This window comes from Pseudomonas sp. LBUM1657, from assembly GCF_059716075.1.
In genome coordinates this window covers 5003067-5023634 of sequence record NZ_CP166799.1, presented here as the reverse complement: position 1 = coordinate 5023634, position 20568 = coordinate 5003067, and the positions used below count along the sequence as shown (strand labels likewise).

At 59.0% G+C, this 20568-nt stretch carries 21 protein-coding genes; 13 read left to right on the top strand and 8 right to left on the bottom strand.

The features are described from left to right. The first annotated feature begins 5 nt into the window (after window positions 1-5). Window positions 6-866, top strand: coding sequence for an efflux RND transporter periplasmic adaptor subunit (locus ACA055_RS23215; protein ID WP_497680764.1), 861 nt, complete (start codon window positions 6-8; stop codon window positions 864-866). Window positions 867-991: 125 nt separating this feature from the next. Here the strand turns inward: ACA055_RS23215 and ACA055_RS23210 are convergent, their stop codons facing one another. Both ACA055_RS23210 and ACA055_RS23205 read right to left on the bottom strand, forming a co-directional pair. After that, window positions 992-1462 (bottom strand): MaoC family dehydratase, encoded by a 471-nt coding sequence (locus ACA055_RS23210; RefSeq protein ID WP_497680763.1) that lies wholly within the window; start codon window positions 1460-1462, stop codon window positions 992-994. A 42-nt stretch (window positions 1463-1504) separates the two neighbouring features. Further along, complete coding sequence (locus ACA055_RS23205; protein ID WP_497680762.1) at window positions 1505-2449, bottom strand: alpha/beta hydrolase; 945 nt, start codon at window positions 2447-2449, stop codon at window positions 1505-1507. 224 nt (window positions 2450-2673) lie between these two features. Here ACA055_RS23205 and fadD2 point away from each other — a divergent pair, with 224 nt between their 5' ends. Continuing rightward, the gene (gene fadD2 / locus ACA055_RS23200; RefSeq protein WP_497680761.1) at window positions 2674-4362 is read left to right on the top strand and encodes a long-chain-fatty-acid--CoA ligase FadD2; all 1689 of its coding nucleotides are present in this window, start codon (window positions 2674-2676) and stop codon (window positions 4360-4362) included. Window positions 4363-4750: 388 nt separating this feature from the next. Then, window positions 4751-6451, top strand: coding sequence for a long-chain-fatty-acid--CoA ligase FadD1 (fadD1, locus tag ACA055_RS23195; RefSeq protein ID WP_497680760.1), 1701 nt, complete (start codon window positions 4751-4753; stop codon window positions 6449-6451). 93 nt (window positions 6452-6544) lie between these two features. Here the strand turns inward: fadD1 and ACA055_RS23190 are convergent, their stop codons facing one another. Then, window positions 6545-6922: a hypothetical protein gene (locus tag ACA055_RS23190; RefSeq protein WP_033056806.1), complete on the bottom strand. Its 378-nt coding sequence runs from the start codon at window positions 6920-6922 to the stop codon at window positions 6545-6547. A gap of 201 nt (window positions 6923-7123) precedes the next feature. Between ACA055_RS23190 and ACA055_RS23185 the strand changes: the two genes are divergently transcribed. The 3 genes from ACA055_RS23185 to def all read left to right on the top strand — a co-directional run bounded on the left by ACA055_RS23185 (window position 7124) and on the right by def (window position 8979). After that, complete coding sequence (locus ACA055_RS23185) at window positions 7124-7315, top strand: CsbD family protein (protein WP_046816634.1); 192 nt, start codon at window positions 7124-7126, stop codon at window positions 7313-7315. A 171-nt stretch (window positions 7316-7486) separates the two neighbouring features. Next, on the top strand, window positions 7487-8443 hold the full coding sequence (locus tag ACA055_RS23180) for a YihY/virulence factor BrkB family protein (RefSeq protein ID WP_497680759.1): 957 nt from the start codon (window positions 7487-7489) through the stop codon (window positions 8441-8443). Beyond that, on the top strand, window positions 8440-8979 hold the full coding sequence (gene def, locus ACA055_RS23175) for a peptide deformylase (protein WP_497680758.1): 540 nt from the start codon (window positions 8440-8442) through the stop codon (window positions 8977-8979). The genes ACA055_RS23180 and def overlap by 4 nt, the downstream gene beginning before the upstream one ends. Window positions 8980-9109: 130 nt before the next feature. Here def and ACA055_RS23170 read toward each other — a convergent pair whose 3' ends face one another. Further along, the gene (locus ACA055_RS23170) at window positions 9110-9526 is read right to left on the bottom strand and encodes a GNAT family N-acetyltransferase (protein ID WP_497680757.1); all 417 of its coding nucleotides are present in this window, start codon (window positions 9524-9526) and stop codon (window positions 9110-9112) included. A gap of 338 nt (window positions 9527-9864) precedes the next feature. Between ACA055_RS23170 and ACA055_RS23165 the strand changes: the two genes are divergently transcribed. The 4 genes from ACA055_RS23165 (at window position 9865) to ACA055_RS23150 (ending at window position 13475) form a co-directional block, all read left to right on the top strand. Next, complete coding sequence (locus ACA055_RS23165; protein WP_497680756.1) at window positions 9865-10806, top strand: fatty acid desaturase; 942 nt, start codon at window positions 9865-9867, stop codon at window positions 10804-10806. A 135-nt stretch (window positions 10807-10941) separates the two neighbouring features. Next, window positions 10942-11733: a phosphate/phosphite/phosphonate ABC transporter substrate-binding protein gene (locus ACA055_RS23160; protein WP_497680755.1), complete on the top strand. Its 792-nt coding sequence runs from the start codon at window positions 10942-10944 to the stop codon at window positions 11731-11733. A 183-nt stretch (window positions 11734-11916) separates the two neighbouring features. Continuing rightward, a complete protein-coding gene (locus tag ACA055_RS23155) occupies window positions 11917-12465 on the top strand; it encodes a sigma-70 family RNA polymerase sigma factor (RefSeq protein WP_497680754.1) in 549 nt (182 codons plus the stop codon). Continuing rightward, on the top strand, window positions 12462-13475 hold the full coding sequence (locus ACA055_RS23150; protein ID WP_497680753.1) for an ABC transporter substrate-binding protein: 1014 nt from the start codon (window positions 12462-12464) through the stop codon (window positions 13473-13475). The genes ACA055_RS23155 and ACA055_RS23150 overlap by 4 nt, the downstream gene beginning before the upstream one ends. Window positions 13476-13558: 83 nt before the next feature. Here the strand turns inward: ACA055_RS23150 and ACA055_RS23145 are convergent, their stop codons facing one another. The 3 genes from ACA055_RS23145 to gntR all read right to left on the bottom strand — a co-directional run bounded on the left by ACA055_RS23145 (window position 13559) and on the right by gntR (window position 16179). After that, window positions 13559-14104 carry a hypothetical protein gene (locus ACA055_RS23145; protein WP_497680752.1) on the bottom strand — a complete coding sequence of 182 codons (546 nt, stop codon included), beginning with the start codon at window positions 14102-14104 and terminating at the stop codon, window positions 13559-13561. Between the two features lie 172 nt (window positions 14105-14276). After that, complete coding sequence (locus ACA055_RS23140) at window positions 14277-14909, bottom strand: glutathione S-transferase family protein (protein WP_497680751.1); 633 nt, start codon at window positions 14907-14909, stop codon at window positions 14277-14279. Window positions 14910-15147: 238 nt separating this feature from the next. Next, window positions 15148-16179: an HTH-type transcriptional regulator GntR gene (gntR, locus tag ACA055_RS23135; RefSeq protein WP_497680750.1), complete on the bottom strand. Its 1032-nt coding sequence runs from the start codon at window positions 16177-16179 to the stop codon at window positions 15148-15150. Window positions 16180-16394: 215 nt separating this feature from the next. On the opposite strand from gntR, the gene ACA055_RS23130 reads away from it, so the two are divergent. Together ACA055_RS23130 and ACA055_RS23125 are read left to right on the top strand one after the other, a co-directional pair. Then, window positions 16395-16928 carry a gluconokinase gene (locus ACA055_RS23130; protein ID WP_497680749.1) on the top strand — a complete coding sequence of 178 codons (534 nt, stop codon included), beginning with the start codon at window positions 16395-16397 and terminating at the stop codon, window positions 16926-16928. A gap of 82 nt (window positions 16929-17010) precedes the next feature. Continuing rightward, window positions 17011-18363 carry a GntP family permease gene (locus ACA055_RS23125; RefSeq protein ID WP_497680748.1) on the top strand — a complete coding sequence of 451 codons (1353 nt, stop codon included), beginning with the start codon at window positions 17011-17013 and terminating at the stop codon, window positions 18361-18363. Between the two features lie 118 nt (window positions 18364-18481). On the opposite strand, the gene alaC is transcribed toward ACA055_RS23125, so the two are convergent. After that, the gene (gene alaC, locus ACA055_RS23120) at window positions 18482-19699 is read right to left on the bottom strand and encodes an alanine transaminase (RefSeq protein ID WP_497680747.1); all 1218 of its coding nucleotides are present in this window, start codon (window positions 19697-19699) and stop codon (window positions 18482-18484) included. Window positions 19700-19838: 139 nt separating this feature from the next. On the opposite strand from alaC, the gene ACA055_RS23115 reads away from it, so the two are divergent. Beyond that, the gene (locus tag ACA055_RS23115; RefSeq protein ID WP_497680746.1) at window positions 19839-20501 is read left to right on the top strand and encodes a LysE family translocator; all 663 of its coding nucleotides are present in this window, start codon (window positions 19839-19841) and stop codon (window positions 20499-20501) included. Window positions 20502-20568 lie beyond the last annotated feature (67 nt).

Below are 20568 nucleotides of genomic sequence, written 5' to 3'. Positions count from 1 at the left end.
TGAACATGCGTACACCCGTACGTGTCGCGGTAACCCTGTGCCTGGTGGCCGTGGCGATTTTTGCCGGCTTTCACTTGTGGCAGTACTACATGTTGTCGCCCTGGACCCGCGACGCGCGGATTCGCGCCGACGTGGTGGTGATTGCCCCGGATGTGTCGGGCTGGGCGCGTGAACTCAAGGCGTTCGATAACCAGTCGGTCAAGGCCGGGGACCTGTTGCTGAGCATCGATCGCGATCGTTTTGAAGCGGCGCTGGAGAAGGCTAAAGCGGTGGTTGAGACTCGTCAGCAACAGCTCAATCTGCGTGAGCGTGAAGCCAGTCGCCGCGCCAGCCTCGGGCCGCAAGCGATCAGTGCCGAGTTGCGGGAGAACGCGCAGATCAATGCCGGAATCGCCCGTGGCGAACTGCGCGAAGCCCAGGCTGAAGCCAAGGTCGCGGAGCTCAATCTTGCGCGTAGTCAGGTTCGCGCGCCCCGCAGCGGCCACATCACCAACCTGCGCCTGGCCGAAGGCAATTACGTGAACGCGGGTCAGCCGGTCATGGCGTTGATCGACGATTCAACGTTCTATGTGCAGGCCTATTTCGAGGAAACCAAACTGCCACGGATTCGCGTCGGCGACCCGGTGAAGGTCTGGTTGATGAGCGCCGGGGAGGCGTTGCAGGGGCATGTGCAAAGCATCAGCCGCGGGATTACCGACCGCAACACCACGCCGGACGGGCAGTTGCTGGCGGAAGTGGAGCCGACGTTCAACTGGGTGAGGCTGGCGCAACGGATTCCGGTGCGGATCAAACTGGACGAGGTGCCCGAGGGGATCAACCTGAGTTCGGGGATGACGGCGAGTGTGCAGGTGCGGGAGAGGAAGTGATACCGAGGTGATGCCATTCGCGAGCAAGCCCGCTCCCACATTAGATCACCAGTGAACACAGATTTTGTGTACGACAGAGTTCAAGTGTGGGAGCGGGCTTGCTCGCGAATAGCGCTGAAAGCGCTTCAGCCGATGCTGATCGCCGGCAATGTCGGCAACGTCACAGTCTGCTGTTTACGCGGTGCCAGAATCTCCGCCTCGCCATCTACGACCAATTCCTCACGCTGGTTAAACACCCGAGTGGCAATCCGCACGCGAAACTTCGGCAGCTTCTCGAGAATTTCCAGGCGCACGGTCAGCGTGTCGCCAATTTTCACCGGCTTCTGAAAGCTCATCTGCTGACCGATATAAATAGTCCCCGGCCCAGGCAGCTCACAGGCAACCGCAGCACTGATCAACGCGCCGCTGAACATGCCGTGGGCGATGCGTTCCTTGAACATGGTGCCGGCGGCGAATTCAGCGTCCAGGTGCACCGGGTTGTGATCGCCGGACATCGCGGCGAACAACTGAATGTCGCGCTCTTCGACCGTCTTGGTGTAGCTGGCGGTCTGGCCGACTTCGAGGGCTTCGTAAGGGGTGTTGGTAACCTGGGTCATCTGTCTCAATTCCTGTGACGAATAAAAAAATCCACAAAAAAACTATTCGGACCTGGGTGGCCGGCGATGGCTCAGCGCCTGGGCGATCCAGTTCAACACGTCATTGATCACTTCATCGCGGTTGCTCTCGTTGAACAGTTCGTGCCGTGCCTGCGGGTAAATAGTCAGTTGCAGGTTCTGGCTTCCGGCCGCGCTCAGCGCATGGGCCAGATCTTTCAGACGCTTGCCTTCGCTCACCGGATCACATTCGCCGCCAATCACCAGCAACGGCAGGCCCGGATCGATCTGAGCGAGATTGGACGCTTTGCTGATTTGCTGCAAGCCGCCGAGCAAATCGATCCACAGCTGATTGGTGCAACGAAAGCCGCAGAGCGGATCGTTGGCATACTTGTCGACCTCGGCCGGGTCGCGACTGAGCCAGTCGAACCGTGTGCGTACCGGCTTGAATTTTTTGTTGAACGAGCCGAAGGACAACCATTCGATCAATGCGCTGCGACCCTTGCGCCCCTGGCGCAATCGTTCGAGACGGGCAATCTGTCGCGCCGCGCGATAAAGCGCCACGGGCTGGAAGTTCGAGCCGCTGAGAACGGCCCCGTGCAGGCTGGCGCTGTGATGCAGCAGATAGGCCTGGGCGATGTAGCTGCCCATGCTGTGACCGAGCAGCACGATCGGCACGCCTGGATGCTGTTGACCAATGTGCTGGTTGAGGCTCGCCAGGTCGCCGACCACCTTGCACCAACCGTCATCGTCGGCGAAGTGGCCCAAGGTCCCGTTTTCGGCAGTTTTGCCATGTCCACGCAGGTCCGGCGCATACACACCGTAGCCCTGATCACAGAGTTTTTCCGCCAGCCGCGCGTAGCGACCGCTGTGTTCCGCCATGCCGTGGGCCAGCAGGATGACTGCCTTCAGCGGGGCGGCGGGCAGCCACTGGTTGACGAAGAGGCGGCTGCGGTCACTCGCGGTCAGCCAGAAAGTGTCGTGGATCATGGCGGTTCCTTTGCATACATGGGCACGGGCTCGATGCATTGTATAGCGCATCCCACGCCTGGCGTCTGATCAGGCCACGCCACGGCAGGAAGATTCACACGGTCAATGACGCCCGTGCGCATATTTGCCTGATTCGTCATAACTGCTAGTGTCCGTGAAGCCCCGCTCTTCAAAAGTGACAGAAAAGCGGCCCCGGATAGGTTCAGGTAAAGAGGACAAGAACAATGCAACCTGATTTCTGGAATGACAAACGCCCGGCCGGCGTGCCCCTGGACATTGACCTTGGGGCCTATAAGTCGGTGATCGAGGTGTTCGAGCGTTCCTGCAAGAAATTTGCTGACCGCCCTGCATTCAGCAACATGGGCGTTACCCTGACCTACGCCGAACTGGAACGTTACAGCGCGGCGTTCGCCGGTTACCTGCAAGCCCACACCGACCTGGTGCCAGGGGATCGCATCGCGGTGCAGATGCCCAACGTCCTGCAATACCCGATTGCGGTGTTCGGTGCCTTGCGCGCCGGGCTGATCGTGGTCAACACCAACCCGCTGTACACCGCGCGGGAGATGCGTCATCAGTTCAAGGACTCCGGTGCCCGGGCGCTGGTCTACCTGAACATGTTCGGGCAGAAAGTCCAGGAAGTGCTGCCCGATACCGACATCCAGTACCTGATCGAAGCGAAGATGGGCGACTTGATGCCCACCGCCAAGGGCTGGCTGGTCAACACCTTGGTGAACAAGGTCAAGAAAATGGTCCCGGCCTATTCCTTGCCCCAAGCCATTTCCTTCAAAAGCGCGCTACATCTGGGCCGGGGCCTGGGCATCAAGCCGCTGAATGCCGGTCTCGACGACATCGCCGTGCTGCAATACACCGGCGGCACCACCGGTCTGGCCAAGGGCGCGATGCTGACCCACGGCAATCTGGTCGCCAACATGCAGCAGGTGCGGGCGTGTCTGGAACAGTTCGGCAATGACGGCCAGCCGCTGTTGCGCGAAGGGCAGGAGGTGATGGTCGCGCCGTTGCCGCTGTACCACATCTATGCATTCACCGCGAATTGCATGTGCATGATGGTTTCGGGCAACCACAACGTGCTGATCACCAATCCACGGGACATCGGCGGCTTTATCAAGGAGCTGAAGAACTGGCGGTTCTCGGCGTTGCTGGGGCTCAACACGCTGTTCGTCGCGTTGATGGACCATCCCGATTTCAAGACCCTGGATTTCTCCAGCCTCAAGCTCACCAACTCCGGCGGCACTGCGCTGGTCAAGGCCACCGCCGAGCGCTGGGAGCAGCTCACCGGTTGCCGCATCACCGAAGGCTACGGCCTGACCGAAACCTCGCCGGTGGCCTGCACCAACCCGTACGGCGACCAGTCGCGCCTCGGCACGGTCGGCCTGCCGGTGCCGGGCACTACGCTGAAAGTCATCAACGACGAAGGCGTCGAGCAGCCATTGGGCGAACGCGGCGAGCTGTGCATCAAGGGCCCGCAGATCATGAAGGGTTACTGGCAAAAAGCCGAAGCCACCGCCGAAGTGCTGGATGCCGAAGGCTGGTTCAAGTCGGGCGACATTGCGGTGATCGACCCGGACGGGTTCGTGCGCATCGTCGATCGCAAGAAAGACATGATCATCGTCTCGGGTTTCAACGTGTACCCGAACGAGATCGAAGACGTGGTCATGGCCCATCCGAAGGTCGCCAACTGCGCAGTGATCGGCGTGCCGGACGAACGTTCGGGCGAAGCGGTGAAGCTGTTTGTGGTGGCTCGCGAATCGGGGGTCAGCCTCGAAGAGCTGAAGGCCTACTGTAAGGAAAACTTCACGGCGTACAAAGTGCCCAAGCACATCGTGTTGCGTGAGTCGTTGCCGATGACGCCGGTGGGCAAGATTCTGCGGCGGGAGTTGCGCGATATCGCCTGATGGGTGAATGGCCGCGTTTAGCGCGGATCGCGGGCAAGCCACGCTCCCACAGGTTCAGTGTTGTTCACAAACAACGCGAACTTGTGGGAGCGGGCTTGCCCGCGATGCTTTTTACCGAATGCAAACCCCCGGTTTTCAAGGCTTTCAGGGCTTTATAGATTTTTTGCTCTAAAATGACTGCTTATTAATCTTGAGTCATTAAAGTGACTATAGAGGCGACTTTTGGCTCTAGTCGGCCTTTGGCAAAGCTGCTACTCTCGGCGCGCTTTGTGACTTCTCGGCCTTCTGTAAAGCCAGACTCACCAACACAGAAACACCAATGAACACACACCAATAATAATCGCATCAAATGCGGTGATGAATTCGCGTTGCTGAGGAGTGGGCTTCCATGATCGAAGACTTTTGGAAGGATAAGTACCCTGCCGGGATTGCTGCCGACATCAATCCAGACGAGTATCCGAATATTCAGGCGGTGTTGAAGCAGTCCTGCCAACGCTTTGCCAACAAACCGGCATTCAGCAACCTGGGCAAGACAATCACCTACGGTGAACTGTACGAATTGTCCGGTGCCTTTGCCGCTTACCTGCAACAGCATACCGACTTGCAGCCAGGCGATCGAATCGCCGTGCAACTGCCCAACGTGTTGCAGTACCCGGTCGCCGTCTTCGGTGCCATCCGCGCCGGGATGATCGTGGTCAACACCAACCCGCTGTACACCGCGCGGGAAATGGAACACCAATTCAACGACTCCGGTGCCAAAGCCCTGGTCTGCCTGGCCAACATGGCGCACCTGGCCCAGACCGTCGTGCCAAAAACCGGCGTCAAGCACGTGATCGTCACCGAAGTGGCCGACCTGCTGCCGCCGCTCAAGCGCCTGCTGATCAACAGCGTCATCAAGTACGTGAAGAAGATGGTCCCGGCGTATCACTTGCCCAAGGCCATCAAGTTCAACGACGTGTTGAGCAAAGGCCATGGCCAGCCCGTTACTGAAGCCAACCCGGCCAGCAGCGATGTGGCGGTGCTGCAATACACCGGTGGCACCACCGGCGTGGCCAAGGGCGCGATGCTGACCCACCGCAACCTGGTGGCGAACATGCTCCAGTGCAAGGCGCTGATGGGTTCCAACCTCAATGAAGGTTGCGAGATCCTGATCACGCCGCTGCCGCTGTACCACATCTATGCCTTCACCTTTCATTGCATGGCGATGATGCTGATCGGCAACCACAACGTCCTGATCAGCAACCCGCGCGATCTGACGGCGATGGTCAAAGAACTGTCGAAGTGGAAGTTCAGCGGTTTCGTCGGTCTGAACACGCTGTTCGTCGCCCTGTGCAACAACGAAGCGTTCCGCAAGCTGGATTTCTCGGCGCTGAAAGTCACCCTGTCCGGCGGCATGGCCCTGCAATTGGCCGCGGCGGAACGCTGGAAAGCGGTCACCGGTTGCGCGATCTGCGAAGGCTACGGCATGACCGAAACCAGCCCGGTGGCGACGGTCAATCCGATCCAGAACATCCAGATCGGCACCATCGGGATTCCGGTGCCATCGACCCTGTGCAAAGTCATCGACGATGCCGGCGTTGAACAGCCGTTGGGCGAAATCGGCGAGCTGTGTGTGAAAGGTCCGCAGGTCATGAAAGGCTACTGGCAGCGTCAGGACGCCACCGATGAAATGCTCGACAGCGAAGGCTGGTTGAAGACCGGTGACATCGCGGTGATCCAGCCTGATGGCTACTTGCGGATTGTTGATCGCAAGAAAGACATGATCCTGGTGTCCGGTTTCAATGTGTACCCCAACGAACTGGAAGACGTGCTCGCGACCCTGCCGGGCGTGCTGCAATGCGCGGCCATCGGCGTACCGGACGAGAAGTCGGGCGAGGCGATCAAGATTTTCATCGTGGCCAAGCCGGGCGTGACCCTGACCAAAGAACAGGTGATGGAGCACATGCGCGCCAACGTGACCGGCTACAAGGTGCCGAAAGCCGTGGAGTTCCGTGATGCGCTGCCGACCACCAACGTCGGCAAGATTCTGCGTCGTGAGTTGCGCGACGAAGAGCTGAAGAAGCTGAACGCCAGGAAAGTTGGCGCCTAGCAAACAAAAAGCCCCGCAGATGCGGGGCTTCTTGTTTCTGGTCGGGAGATTTTCAGCGCCTGTCCGGCCCTCTTCGCGAGCAAGCTTTTGTTTTTAAAGGCGGAATTGCGCGAAATTGACGTTGGTGCCCGCCGGGCGCATGTCCTGCAAGTACGAATCCTTATCCGCGCTCAGTTCCAGGCTCAAAGCGGCTTTGCGCTTGCCTTCGTTGCGCACCACCAGGCCTTCAAGCTTCTCGCGCAGGAACACCGTCGGCACTTTCAAATGCAGCAGTTCGTCGGTATCCGGGGTGTGCATCAGCAGGTGAACCCATTCGTACTGACCAATGGCCAGACGCGCCACCGGGATATCGAACCACCAGATGTTGCGGTTGCGGTTCAATTCGGTGAAATGGCAGTTGTTGACGCCAAGCACAGCACCGCCGAGTTCCTGGTTTCTGCGGGCAATGGCCTGCTTTTTATCGAGTTTCATAACATTCCTACGGGATTGGATCTTCAGCGCCATGGCCTGAATACGTTGCGCATTCTCGGGGGTTGGTCGGCAAACATAAAGCCCAACCTGCACTGAACGATGAAATGTCGTGATGAAAAATAAATGAAACTCCGTGCAAACGCCCCCGGTCAATCTTTATGTAACCACTTTCCTCGTTGAATTGTTCACAGGAGAAATACCATGGGCAGCACTGGCGATAAAGTTAAAGGCATGGCCAACGAAGCCGCTGGCAACGTCAAGCAAGGCGTTGGCAAGGCAACCGGTAACGACAAAATGCGCGCCGAAGGCGTGGTGCAGGAAAAGAAAGGCGAAGCCCAGCAAGCGGTGGGCAAAGCCAAGGACGCCGTCAAGAAAGGCGTCGACAAGGCCTGATCCGGCCTTGAATGAGCGATCGATACGGCCATCCACGGATGGCCGTTTTCGTGTCAGCCTGAACTTGAGCAAGGAAATTGTTTCAAAGCCCCCAAGTAGGCTACTTTGATGTAGAAAACGGCCCCTGAGTCGCCACGACTTCGACCAAATTTGCGGCGAAAGGAGACGCTAATGTTTTTCCCACACATGAAAGGCTTGCGCCTGCACCGTGTCATGGTGCGCACGGTCACCGAGTTCGTCGACGACGAGATGTCGACCTATGCCTCGGCGCTGGCCTATCAAATGCTGTTTTCGTTATTCCCCTTCATCCTGTTCCTGATCGCGCTGATCGGTTTCCTGCATCTGCCGGACTTCTTCTCGTGGCTACGAATGCAATCGGAACTGGTGCTGCCACCCCAGGCGCTGGAACAGGTGAACCCGGTCATCGATCAGCTCCAGCAGTCCAAGGGTGGCTTGTTGTCGGTGGGTATCGTGATTGCCCTGTGGACCGCGTCTGCCGGCGTGCGGTTGATGATGAGCGCGATGAATGCCGCCTACGACGTGGTCGAAGGCCGCCCGGCGTGGAAGCGTTTCCCACTGTCGATTTTCTACACCATTGGCATCGCCGGCATGCTGCTGATCGCCGCTGCGCTGATGGTGCTCGGGCCGCAGGTGATGGGCTGGATCGCCGCGCAAGTCGGCCTCGAAGATTTCATCGTGACCCTCTGGACCATCGTCCGCTGGCCGGTGGTCGTGATTCTATTGATGATGGCGGTGGCGCTGATTTACTACGTCATGCCCGACGTCAAACAAGAGTTTCGCTTCATCACCCCCGGTTCGGTGTTGGCGGTGGTGGTGTGGATCCTTGCCTCGCTGGGCTTCGGTCTGTACGTCAAAACGTTCGCCGACTACAACGCCATGTATGGCAGTATCGGCGCGATCATCGTGCTGTTGCTGTACTTCTATATTTCCGCCGCGGTGCTGTTGCTCGGCGCGGAAATGAATGCGGTGATCGAACACATGTCGACCGAGGGCAAAAATGATGGCGAAAAAGTCCCCGGCGAACACGAACACGAACAAAAACACCATGTTTCAGGACTGGGTCGGGATCACTCGATCAAGCCGACCACTGACGAAGCCATCAAATGATCCGTGAAATTCTGAAAATGGGCGATGAACGCCTGCTGCGCATTGCCCCGCCGGTACCCGCCGAGATGTTCGACAGCCCCGAGCTGTGGCAGCTGATCGACGACATGTTCCAGACCATGGAAAGCGTCGGCGGCGTTGGCCTGGCCGCGCCGCAGATCGGGGTTGATCTGCAACTGGTGATTTTCGGTTTCGAGCACAGCGAGCGGTATCCGGACGCTGAAGCGGTGCCGCAGACCATTCTGATCAATCCGCTGATCACCCCACTGAGTCCGGTTCAGGAAGAAGGATTCGAAGGCTGTTTATCGGTGCCCGGCCTGCGCGGCGCGGTGGACCGCTATCAGCACATTCGCTACGAAGGTGTCGATCCCAAGGGCCAGCCAATCGTGCGCATTGCCGAAGGGTTCCATGCGCGGGTGGTGCAGCATGAATGCGATCACCTGATCGGCCGGTTATACCCGTCGCGCATCACGGACTTCAGCAAGTTCGGGTTTATCGAAGTGATGTTCCCGGATCTCGATCCGAACGCAGACGATTAAAACCACCACGAAACTCAATGTGGGAGCGGGCTTGCTCGCGAAGGGGATATGTCAGTCAACATTGATGTTGACTGACACTCCGCTTTCGCGAGCAAGCCCGCTCCCACATCTGGTCTTCATAAGGCTTTCGTTAATTGGCCGTTTCCAGGCCCATGGCGATCATCGGTTTGCTGCGGGCATAACGGCTCAGGCGTTCGGCCATCGAGTAGGGCAGCGGTGGGTCGAACGTAAACCCGCGACGCTCATAAAAACCGCGCAAGTCCGGATGACAAAACAGCCAGACCGGCCCGTCGAGGCCTTTGGTGGCCTGAGCGATCAACGCCGCAGCGATCCCCTGTTCACGACACGCCGGATCGACAAACAGACCCGTCAACCAATGCCCGTCCGCCACCGGCCGCAAACACAGCGCGCCAATGATCTCGTCGCGCCGGGCGACCCAGAGTTGAGCGTCGCGGACCGCTTTCATCGAGGATTGGTGAGCGCGATAAAACTTGTTCATCAAGGGCCATAACGGCTCGGCGAGCAAGGTGTATTGGGTGTTGGGCATGGTCTTCGACTGTCGGTGTGCAAAGCGGTCGATTATAAAAGAACGCGGGCGCGGGGATAGGTGTATACCTGATCTCACATCCCGTATGAGTGGAGTACGTATCATGGCCAAAGGCATGGATTCAAAAAAAGCGGCAAAGAAGAAACCGGCGAAAACCGCCGATGAAAAGCGCGCGGACAAGAAGGCCAAGAAGGTGGATGTGTTCGGTCATTGATCCCGCGACAAGGGAGCCCGGTCCTCGGGCTCCTGCTGTTCGTCTAACGAAATAGCCAAATAATCTGCAAGAAAACCCTGCGCCATTGCACAGAAGGGGACTGGTCCCCGATCTGAGCAACGCCATGCCTCATTACTTCGATAGCGCCCACCGTGAAGAAATCGAAACCCTGCGCCAACGCCTGACTGCCCGAACCGAGTGGCCGACCTGGTTGCTGTTGATTGGCGTGTACGTCGGCTGGTTCGGCATTGTCCTGGCCAGCCATCGGTTAGGCCTGTGGTGGAGCACGCTGTTGCTGATTCCGCTGGTGGTGCTCTGGTTGTCGGTGCAGCACGAATTGCTTCACGGTCATCCCACTCGCTGGCCGACGCTGAACAAAATCCTCGGCTATGCGCCGTTCGCTGTCTGGTATCCCTACACCCTGTATCGCGACAGCCATTTGCTGCATCACCGCGACGAAGACCTGACGCTCCCCGGCATCGATCCGGAAAGCCGTTACCTGAGCGCCGAGCAATGGCAGGGCAGTTCGCTGTTCGAACAGAGCGTGCACTGGCTGAATAAAACCGTGCTCGGCCGTTTCGCCCTCGGTGCGCCGCTGGCCTTGCTGGCGCTGGCCCGTGAAGAGTTGCAACGCTTGCGTGCGGGGTCGCGGCAGGCCTGGTTGATGTGGTTGACCCACGGCACGCTGACCCTGCTGATGTTGCTGTTCATCGCTCGCTACAGCGCGTTGCCGATATGGCATTACTTGTTGCTGATCAGTGTACCTGCGCTGTCGGTTGCCATGATTCGCTCCTACTATGAACACCGTCCGCACATGCAACCGGAGCAACGCACGGTGATCAATGAAGCCGCCTGGCCCTGGCGCTGGCTGTTCCTGAACCTCAACTTGCACCTGGTGCATCACGACCTGCCGGGGCTGCCCTGGTACGACTTGCCACGCGCTTACCGCGCGCGCCGCGAGCAATGGCTGGCGCGCAGCGGCGGGTTTCTGGTGCAGGGTTATGGGCAGCTGTGGCGCGAGAACGGAGTAAAAGCCATCGACAGCCCACGACATCCCTTTCACTGATTGCGAACGCATTCCCCTGTGGGAGCGGGCTTGCTCGCGAAGGCGTAGTGTCAGTCAACATTAATGTCGACTGACACACCCTCTTCGCGAGCAAGCCCGCTCCCACATTTGAATTTCGTTGCCCGGAAGATTTTGATGACACAACACATCGCTGAATTACTGATGTACGTCGCCCCCGAACCAATTCGCCAGGCCAACGAGCGCTGGCTCACACGCATCCTCGAACGCCTCGATGCCACCCGCCACAACGCCGACGGGCTGTCGCTGATGGACCTGTGGCTATCCCCGCAACTGCTGCTGACCCAAACCTGCGGCTATCCGCTGATGACCGCATTGCGCGGCCAGGTCCGGGTTGTCGGTCGCCCTCGGTATGAGCTTCCCGACAGCAGCGGCGGCAACCATTGCAGCCTGTTGCTGAGTCGCGCCGATGATCCACGGCGCACCCTGTCTGCCTTTCGCGACAGCCGCGGTGTGATCAATGGTGAGGACTCCAACAGCGGTATGAACCTGTTGCGTCACCGATTGGCGCCGCTGCATCGAGATGGGCAGTTCTTTGCCAGTGTAGGCATCAGCGGCAGCCACCGCGAAAGCCTGCGCTGGCTGCGTGAAGACAAAGCCGACCTGGCAGCCATCGACAGCGTGACCTTCGCTTATCTAGCACGGCATGCCGAAGCAGAAGTCGCCGGCCTGCGGGTCATCGTTCGCAGTGCGTTCAGCCCGACCTTGCCGTACATCACCGTCACCAGCGCCACCGATGAACAGGCTGGAGATCTTCGGCGGGTGATGAATGAGACGTTGCGGGCGTTGCCTGATGTCGCTGAGATCCTTGGTCTGCGAGAGGTGTTGCCGGCTAGTGAAAGCGACTATCAGATTGTTCTGGGTTATCAGCAAGAGGCGGAGGCTTTGGGGTACGGGCGATTGCGGTGACGATTGAGATGTGTGTCGATAGTGCCATTTTTCGCGGGCAAGCCACGCTCCCACAGAATTATGGATAATTCATTTATGGAATATAAAAATTCGTTTTAAATATTATTAATGAATAAGACTCCTTGCTAGGATCGCGTCACCGGACCACCGGACATTCAGCGACCCCTAACCCTTGGAGCCTCTATGTCCGGCACCGACCTTTCCCAACGCAACGACGTGGGCGGCTTGTTCCGCGCCCATTACCCCTGGCTGTGCGCACGGTTGCGCCGGGATCTGGGGGCCAGTTCCAGCATCGAAGACATCGCCGCCGAAACCTTCGTGCAGCTGCTCGAATCGCCGGGGCTGACGCCAATCCGCGAACCTCGCGCCTTGCTGACCACCATTGCCCACCGGTTGATCTATCAGCTCTGGCGCCGCCGCGATCTGGAACGCCAGCACCTCGAACAGTTGCAACATGTCAATCAACATCAAGCGCCGTCGCCCGAGGAACTGGTGCACCTGACCCAAACGTTGCATGGCCTCGACCGCACGCTTGAGCGCTTGCCGGGCAAGGTCAGGGCGACCTTCCTGCTATCGCGAATCGATGGTCTGACCTACCCGCAAATCGCCGCCGAACTGGGCATTTCCCAGCGTTCGGTCAGCGTCTACATGACCCGCTCCCAGGCCTTGTGCGCCCGGCACAGCGCCAATGAACCCTTGAACCGAACATCCTTGACCCAGAGGTCCGCATGAGATCGATCAAAACCCTGCTCGGCAGTTCGCTGCTGGCCCTGAGCCTTGTGGCTACCCACGTTCCCGCGGCGGAAAAAATCGCGCCCATTCACTTCGGCGACATCACGTGGGAAAGCGGCAGCCTGATCACCGAGATCCTGCGATTGATCGTCGAGAAGGGTTACGGCTACCCGACCGATACTTTGCCGGGCAGCACCGTCAGCCTCGAAGCAGCACTGGCCAAGAACGATATTCAAGTGATCGGCGAAGAGTGGGCCGGGCGCAGTCCGGCCTGGGTCAAAGCGGAATCGGAAGGCAAAGTGTTCGGCCTGGGCGACACGGTCAAAGGCGCCACCGAAGGTTGGTGGGTGCCGGAGTACGTGATCAAGGGCGACCCGGAACGCGGCATCAAACCACTGGCGCCGGAACTGAAATCCGTCGCCGACCTGGCCCGCTACAAGGACGTGTTCCGCGACCCGGAAGACCCGAGCCGCGGGCGCTTCCTCAACAGCCCGACCGGCTGGACTTCGGAGATCGTCAACAGCCAGAAACTGAAGGCCTATGACCTGACCGCCAGCTATGTGAACTTCCGCACCGGCTCCGGCGCGGCATTGGATGCCGAAGTGGCGTCGTCGATCCGTCGTGGCAAACCGGTGCTGTTCTATTACTGGTCACCGACGCCGTTGTTGGGTCGCTTCAAACTGGTGAAACTGGACGAACCGCCGTTCGACGCCGAGGCCTGGAAGACCCTGGCCGACGCCAACAACCCAAACCCTAAGGGCACCCGTTCGATGCCGGCGAGTTTGGCCATCGGCGTGTCGGCGCCGTTCAAGGCGCAGTATCCGGATCTGGTGGCGTTCTTTGAAAAGGTCGACTTGCCGATCGATCTGCTGAACCAGACGCTGGGGCAGATGAGTGAAAAACGGCAGAAGCCGCGAGAAGTTGCCGAGGCGTTTTTGCGGGATCAACCGCAGGTGTGGAAAGTTTGGGTGCCGGGGGAGGTGGCGACCAAGGTGAGTGCGAGTTTGTAGATTTTCCTGATGTTTTTGCGGGATTGCCGAACAGAATGAAAAAGGGTCCCGTGAAGGGACCCTTTTTATTGATGACCTCGCCGTTACAGTGAGGCGAGTAACTTGTCGACCTGGCCGCTGCTTTTTTCGCTGCCGCTGTTTTCTTTCTCGGCTTGCGCCAGCTTTATCTTGTCTTGCATGCGCTCGGCAATCTCTTTATAGACCGCTTGTTGCTCTGCCGGCGGCATCTTGTCTACTTCTTCTTGCGTCAGCCCCATCTCTTCCAGAATGGCGTCACGCATGCGCTCTTCCGGGGATTTCTTCATGTATTCCTGGAATTCTTCCGTAGGTGTTGTAGGAATAGTGGTCGGTAGCGGTTCGGTAGACGCCTGCAATCCCACGCGGGTTTTCGCGAATGCTTCATCAACGTTGTCGCTGATTTTGCTCGCCTCACTGACTTGCTGCGTGGCGATTTTGGTGGCGGACGCCTGGACCTGCGCGCTGGCCTGCGCGGTTTGCGCCTGAACGTTGTTTTGCAGGGTTTGCAGCATTGCGCCCTGAAGGCCGGCGGCGGCTTCGGCGGTCGGATCTTCGCCGGGCTTCTTGGGGAGCGGTGTCATTAACGTTTGTGTATTAGCACTGACCAACATGATGAGTAGACCTTGTAGGTGTTTGCGGTGCAGTGCTTTCAGCAAATAGTATGCCTAATACAAAAATATCAATATTTTCATACAGTTATAGTTTATCGATCCTCGATTCCTGGCCCGGCAGCGGTCAATTATTGCCGTTCGTCGGCAGAGCTCGGCCGCAGCGATGCAACCATCAAGGCAGGCCGTTGCAGCCGTGTTTCAGGAATCCCGGACGTTGTGCCAACCGCTGGAAGTACTCGTCGATAGCCGGGTAATCAGGCCGATCCATTGGCGTCATCAGCCAGCGATTGACCGCCAGCCCGATCACGATGTCGGCCAGCGTGAACCGTGGTCCGGCGACATAAGCCTTAGTGGTCACAAGCTGATGTTCGAGGATGCCCATCTTCTGATTCCAGCCCCGTATGCCAGCGGCAATGTGATGCGGGTCCTGGAATTCCGGGTCCTTGCGGACCAGCGCCGTGAACGCGTAGCTCCAGGACGCATTGAGTTCGGTGGCTTGCCAATCCATCCACTGCTCCACCCGAGCGCGCGCCGCCGGCTCGTGGGGTAGCAGATCAGTGTTTTGGTGTTTGCCGGCCAGATAGCGGCAGATGGTGTTGGATTCCCACAGCACACCGGCCTCATCGATGATCACGGGCACCAGTGCGTTGGGATTGAGCCTGAGGAACTCCGGCGTGTGGGTCGACGCATAACCGCCGCCCCAGTCCTCACGTTCGTAGGCAACACCCAGTTCCTCACAGGTCCACAGGACCTTTCTGACGTTGATCGACGAGGCTTTACCCAGAATCTTCAGTGCATGTTCCATGAGGGGCTACTCCGTTAGCGGATCGGCTTCGGGAATTTAATAGTGTGCCTGCCAACGGGGGACATCAAGTCTGCTGGGCTGGGTGTTTGGTCAGGTTGACCGTGTCATCGTGCTTCGCGAGCAAGCCCGCACCCACAGTTGACCGAGGTGTGGAGACGGATGCGGTCCAAATGTGGGAGCGGGCTTGCTCGCGAATGCGCCCTGACAGGCAACAACTTTTATCGATGGAAAAGTGCTGTCAGGTACTCTCCCGCACCTTCAATTCAAACCCCATGTCCTGCACCGGTTTAGCCACCGAATTACCCGCCAGCAATGTCAGCATCAACTCCGCCGAGCGACGGCCGATGGCCTCGCGCGGGGTGCTGATGCTGCTCAGGCGCGGAACCATGTGGGCCGACGCCGGGAGGTCGTTGAAGCCGAGGATCGCTACCTGTTCGGGGATTTTGATCCCGAAACGCATGGCTTCGAGCAAGGCGCCCTGGGCCAGGTCGTCGTTGCCGAAGAAGATCGCATCCACCTGGGGATGGCTGGCCATCAATTGCAGGAACAGCTCACCCCCCAGGCCGACGGAGGAGGGGCGCGGGGTCAGCACTTCCAGATCCGGGTTATACAAGCCGGCCTTTTGCAGGGCGCGACGGAAACCTTCACCGCGCAGCAACGTGCGCTGATCGAGTTGCGCGCCGATGTAAGCCAAGTGCTTGCGACCACGGGACAACAAATGTTCGGCCGCCGTCTCGCCGGCGGCGAGTTGCGAAAAGCCGACGCAATTCAGGCCCGCCGCGCTGTCCAGTTCCATCATGTACACGCAAGGAATGTTGCTCGCCTCGATCATCCGCCGCGAACTTTCAGTGCGGTCGAAACCGGTCAGCAGCAAACCACGAGGCTGATAGGCCATGTAGTTGCGCAGCAGGTTTTCTTCTTCGTCACGGGAATAATGGAAGTTGCCGATCAGCACTTCGAAGCCCTTGGGGCGTAAAACCTGATGAATGGCTTCCAGGGTGTCGATGAACAACAAGTTGGACAGCGACGGCACCAAAACCACCACTGAATGGCTCTGGGCCGAGGCTAACGCGCGGGCAGCAGGGTTGACCACGTAGTTGAGCTCAAGGGCCGCTTTCTGGACTTTTTCCACCAGTTCGGTGGCCACCGTGCTAACGCCGCGAAGGGCGCGGGAGGCGGTGATCGGGCTGACACCGGCCAGGCGTGCGACTTCGTTCAGGGTGGGGCGGCCAGTGGTGCGCGGATTTTTATCGTTTTTAGGGGAGATCATCGGACGGCTTGCCAAACAAAATTCGAGGCACTAAGGTAGCGCTGTCTCGATGCAGCTGCAAATGCATGAGCGGGGGTTGCCTGATCCTCGCTTTTCGGCGTCGAGAACGAACATGCTGCAACCCACAAAAATGACAAGAAGGCGTCGGCAACTTCTGCTTTTGCTCCAGTGTCATAACCGGCAAAGGTAGCGCTGTCTGCGCGCTGAGGTGTTACATGACTCATCCCATCACCGCCCTGGTCATCATGGGCGTTGCCGGTTGCGGCAAGACTTGCGTCAGCGAGGCCTTGTGCCAACTCAGCGGCGCGACCGCCATTGAAGGCGACACTTTCCACCCTGCCGCCAATATCGAAAAGATGAGCGCAGGTATCCCCCTGAACGACGACGACCGTGCCGGCTGGCTCGACAGCCTGTGCGACGAATTGCGCCGCGTCGACGTCACGGGCCAGCGCCCGGTGCTGACTTGCTCGGCCCTCAAACACATTTACCGCGAACGTCTGCGCAGCGCCTTGCCGGGTCTGGGCTTCGTTTTCCTTGAACTGACCCCTGAAGTTGCCGCCGATCGTGTGTCGCACCGGCCGGGCCACTTCATGCCATCGACTTTGATCGACAGCCAGTTCGCCACCCTTGAATCGCCTGTCGGTGAGCCCCTGACCCTGGCTCTGGATGCATCAAACCACAGCGTCGACGAATTGGCCGCTCAAGCGCACCACTGGTGGCTGGAACATGGCCTGAAGCGCGCCGTATGAGCCGGGCTCGAATAGGTAGCGCTGTCCTGATGGCCCCTGAATTCCCCGCTTCAATAACAACAACAACCAGGAGACACCCCTAATGTTTGGCATGTCCCACGAGACGTTCCTGCTGCTCGATGCAGTGGTCACGGTGATCGGGCTTATCGTCCTGATCACCAAGTTCAAGTTCCACCCTTTCATTGCCCTGATCATCGCCGCAGCTTTTCTCGGGCTGACTTCCGGCATGCCGTTCGGCACCATCATCAAGGCGTTCCAGGACGGCTTTGGTGGCGTGCTCGGTTTCGTCGGGATCATCCTCGCGCTGGGCACCATGCTCGGCAAAATGATGGCCGAGTCGGGCGGGGCGGATCAGATTGCCCAGACCCTGATCCGCGCGTTCGGCAAGGACAAGGTGCAGTGGGCGATGATGTTCGCGGCCTTCCTGGTCGGCATTCCGCTGTTCTTCGAAATCGGTTTCGTGCTGCTGATCCCGCTGGTGTTCATCGTTGCCCGACGTACCGGCGTGTCGATCATCAAGATCGGTATCCCGCTGCTGGCCGGTCTGTCGGCCGTGCACGGGCTGGTTCCGCCGCACCCGGGTCCGTTGCTGGCCATCGGCGTGTTCGGTGCCGATATCGGTAAAACCATTCTGTACGGCCTGATCGTTGCGCTGCCGACGGCCATCATTGCCGGCCCGATTTTCGGTACGTTCATTGCCAAACATATCCCCGGCCATCCTAACCAGGAGCTGGTGGATCAACTGGCTCGCGAGCCAGAATCCGCCGAACTGCCGAGCTTCAGCATCACCCTGATCACCGTGCTGCTGCCGGTGTTCCTGATGTTGCTCAAGACGTTTGCCGACGTGGTCCTGCCGGAAGGCAATTTCGCGCGCTCCTTCATGGACCTGGTCGGTCACCCGATCTCGGCGCTGTTGCTGGCGTTGCTGCTGTCGCTGTACACCTTCGGCCACAAGCAGGGCATGGGTTCCAACAAGATTCTGAAGTTGCTCGACGCCAGCCTTGCGCCGACCGCCGCGATCATTCTGATCATTGGTGCCGGTGGTGGCTTCAAGCAGATGCTGGTGACCAGCGGTGTGGGTGACGTGATCGGCCACATGGCAGTCAACGCACAAATCTCGCCGATCCTGTTGGCCTGGCTGGTAGCGGCGGTGATCCGAATTGCTACCGGTTCGGCAACCGTGGCGACCATTACTGGCGCGGGCATCGTGGTGCCGGTGGTGGGGATGATTCCGGGTGTGAACCGTGAGCTGCTGGTGTTGGCCACCGGTGCCGGTTCGTTGATCCTGTCGCACGTCAACGACGCCGGTTTCTGGCTGGTGAAGCAGTACTTCAACATGACCGTGGCCGAAACCTTCAAGACTTGGACCGCGATGGAAACCATCCTGTCCATCGTTGCGCTGGGCTTTATTCTGCTGTTGTCGTTGTTCGTTTAAGTAACACTGCAAAACAAATGTGGGAGCGGGCTTGCTCGCGAAAGCGGTCTGACAGTCAACATCTCAGTTGAATGTCAGGCCCTCTTCGCGAGCAAGCCCGCTCCCACATTGTTATGCGTCAGGCGTTGGTTTTGCTGATCAGCCCATCCGCCCGGAACATCCCGCGAATCCCGCGCACGGCCTGACGAATCCGGTCCTGGTTTTCGATCAGCGCGAAGCGCACATGATCATCCCCATACTCCCCGAAGCCGACGCCCGGCGAGACGCAAACCTTGGCCTCGGCGAGCATTTTCTTGGCGAATTCCAGCGAGCCCAGGTGCGCATAGGCCTCGGGAATCTTGGCCCAGACGTACATCGACGCTTTCGGGTTTTCCACCATCCAGCCCAGTTCATGCAGGCCTTTGACCAGCACGTTGCGCCGCTGTCGGTATTGCTCGGCAATGTCTTTGACGCACTGTTGATCGCCTTCCAGCGCCGCGATAGCCGCGACTTGCAGCGGGGTGAACGTGCCGTAGTCGTGGTAGCTCTTGATTCGCGCCAGGGCGTTGACCAGTTCGGCGTTACCGACCATAAAGCCGATGCGCCAGCCCGCCATGTTGTAGCTCTTGGACAGGGTGAAAAACTCCACCGCAATGTCCTTGGCGCCGGGTACTTGCATGATCGACGGGGCTTTCCAGCCGTCGTAGACGATGTCGGCGTAGGCCAGGTCGTGCACCACCAGTACATCGTATTGCTTGGCGAGGGCGATCACCCGCTCGAAGAAATCCAATTCCACGCACTGGGCGGTGGGGTTGGACGGGAAACCGAGGATCATCATTTTCGGTTTCGGGATCGAGCCGCGAATGGCACTTTCCAGTTCGGCGAAGAAATCCACGCCCGGAATCAGCGGCACCGAACGCACCTGGGCACCGGCAATCACGGCACCGTAGATGTGAATCGGGTAGCTCGGGTTCGGCACCAGCACCGTATCGCCCTGGTCGAGGGTGGCCAGCATCAAATGCGCCAGGCCTTCCTTGGAACCGATGGTGACAATGGCTTCGCTTTCCGGGTCGATATCGACCTCGTAGCGATCCTTGTACCAATTGGAAATCGCCCGGCGCAGACGCGGAATGCCCTTGGAGGTCGAGTAACCGTGGGTGTCTTCGCGCTGGGCGACGGTCACCAGTTTTTCGACGATGTGCGGCGGGGTAGGGCCGTCGGGGTTGCCCATGCTGAAGTCGATGATGTCTTCGCCACGACGACGGGCGGCCATCTTCAGCTCGGCAGTGATGTTGAAAACGTAAGGGGGGAGTCGATCTATGCGCGCAAAGCGGCGCGGCGAACCTGGGTTAGCCATTGTTGCCTCGGATAACGTGAGCGCCCGGAACCGTCCGAGCGACGCTGGCCACTGCGGTGGCCTGTGGCGGAATGTAAGGGCTGGTGTGGCAAACTGTCCAGCGTCTATGTAAACAAATTTGTCCGAAGGAAATCGGTTGATGGAATTTACCAGTGGCTTTCTGCTGAGCCTTTCGCTGTGCCTGGATATTGGCGTGGCCAATATCGCGATCATCACCCTGGCCATGCAGCGCGGCTATTTTCAAGGCTTTGCCCTGGGCTTGGGGACCTGTGTCGGTGACCTGATTTACGCGGTGCTGGCGCTGGCCGGCATGACCGTTTTGCTGCAATACGAAAGTGTGCGCTGGGTGCTGTGGATCGGCGGCTCGGCGCTGTTGCTGTACTTCGCGGCGAAGATGATTTATTCGGCGATCCACCATGAAGCGGTACTGGCGCAGACCGCGGAGGTAGGGCACAACTCCCATCGGCGGGAGTTTTTCCGCGGGATCTTCCTGGCCATGTCATCGCCCAGTGCGATTCTCTGGTTCGCAGCGGTGGGTGGCACGCTGATCGCCCGTTCCGGTGGCGGGGGCGCGCTCAGTTCGGCGCTGTTTCTCGGTGGATTCCTCTGCGCCGGGATTCTCTGGTGCGTGGGCTTGTGCTTCGCCGCCAGTCACGGCGGCAAGTTGCTGGGCGACAAACTGCTGCGGTACTCCTACATGGCTTCGGCGGCGATCTTCTGTTATTTCGCGGTCTACGTGATCCTATCGGGCTATAACGAGTTCGTCGGCTCTGGCGCCGCCGAACAGTTGCACGCACTGTAATTGGGCGAATCGGGTTTGGCTTCTATACTCCCAGCCGAACCCACTTTTTCGTACCAGGAGTCGAGTC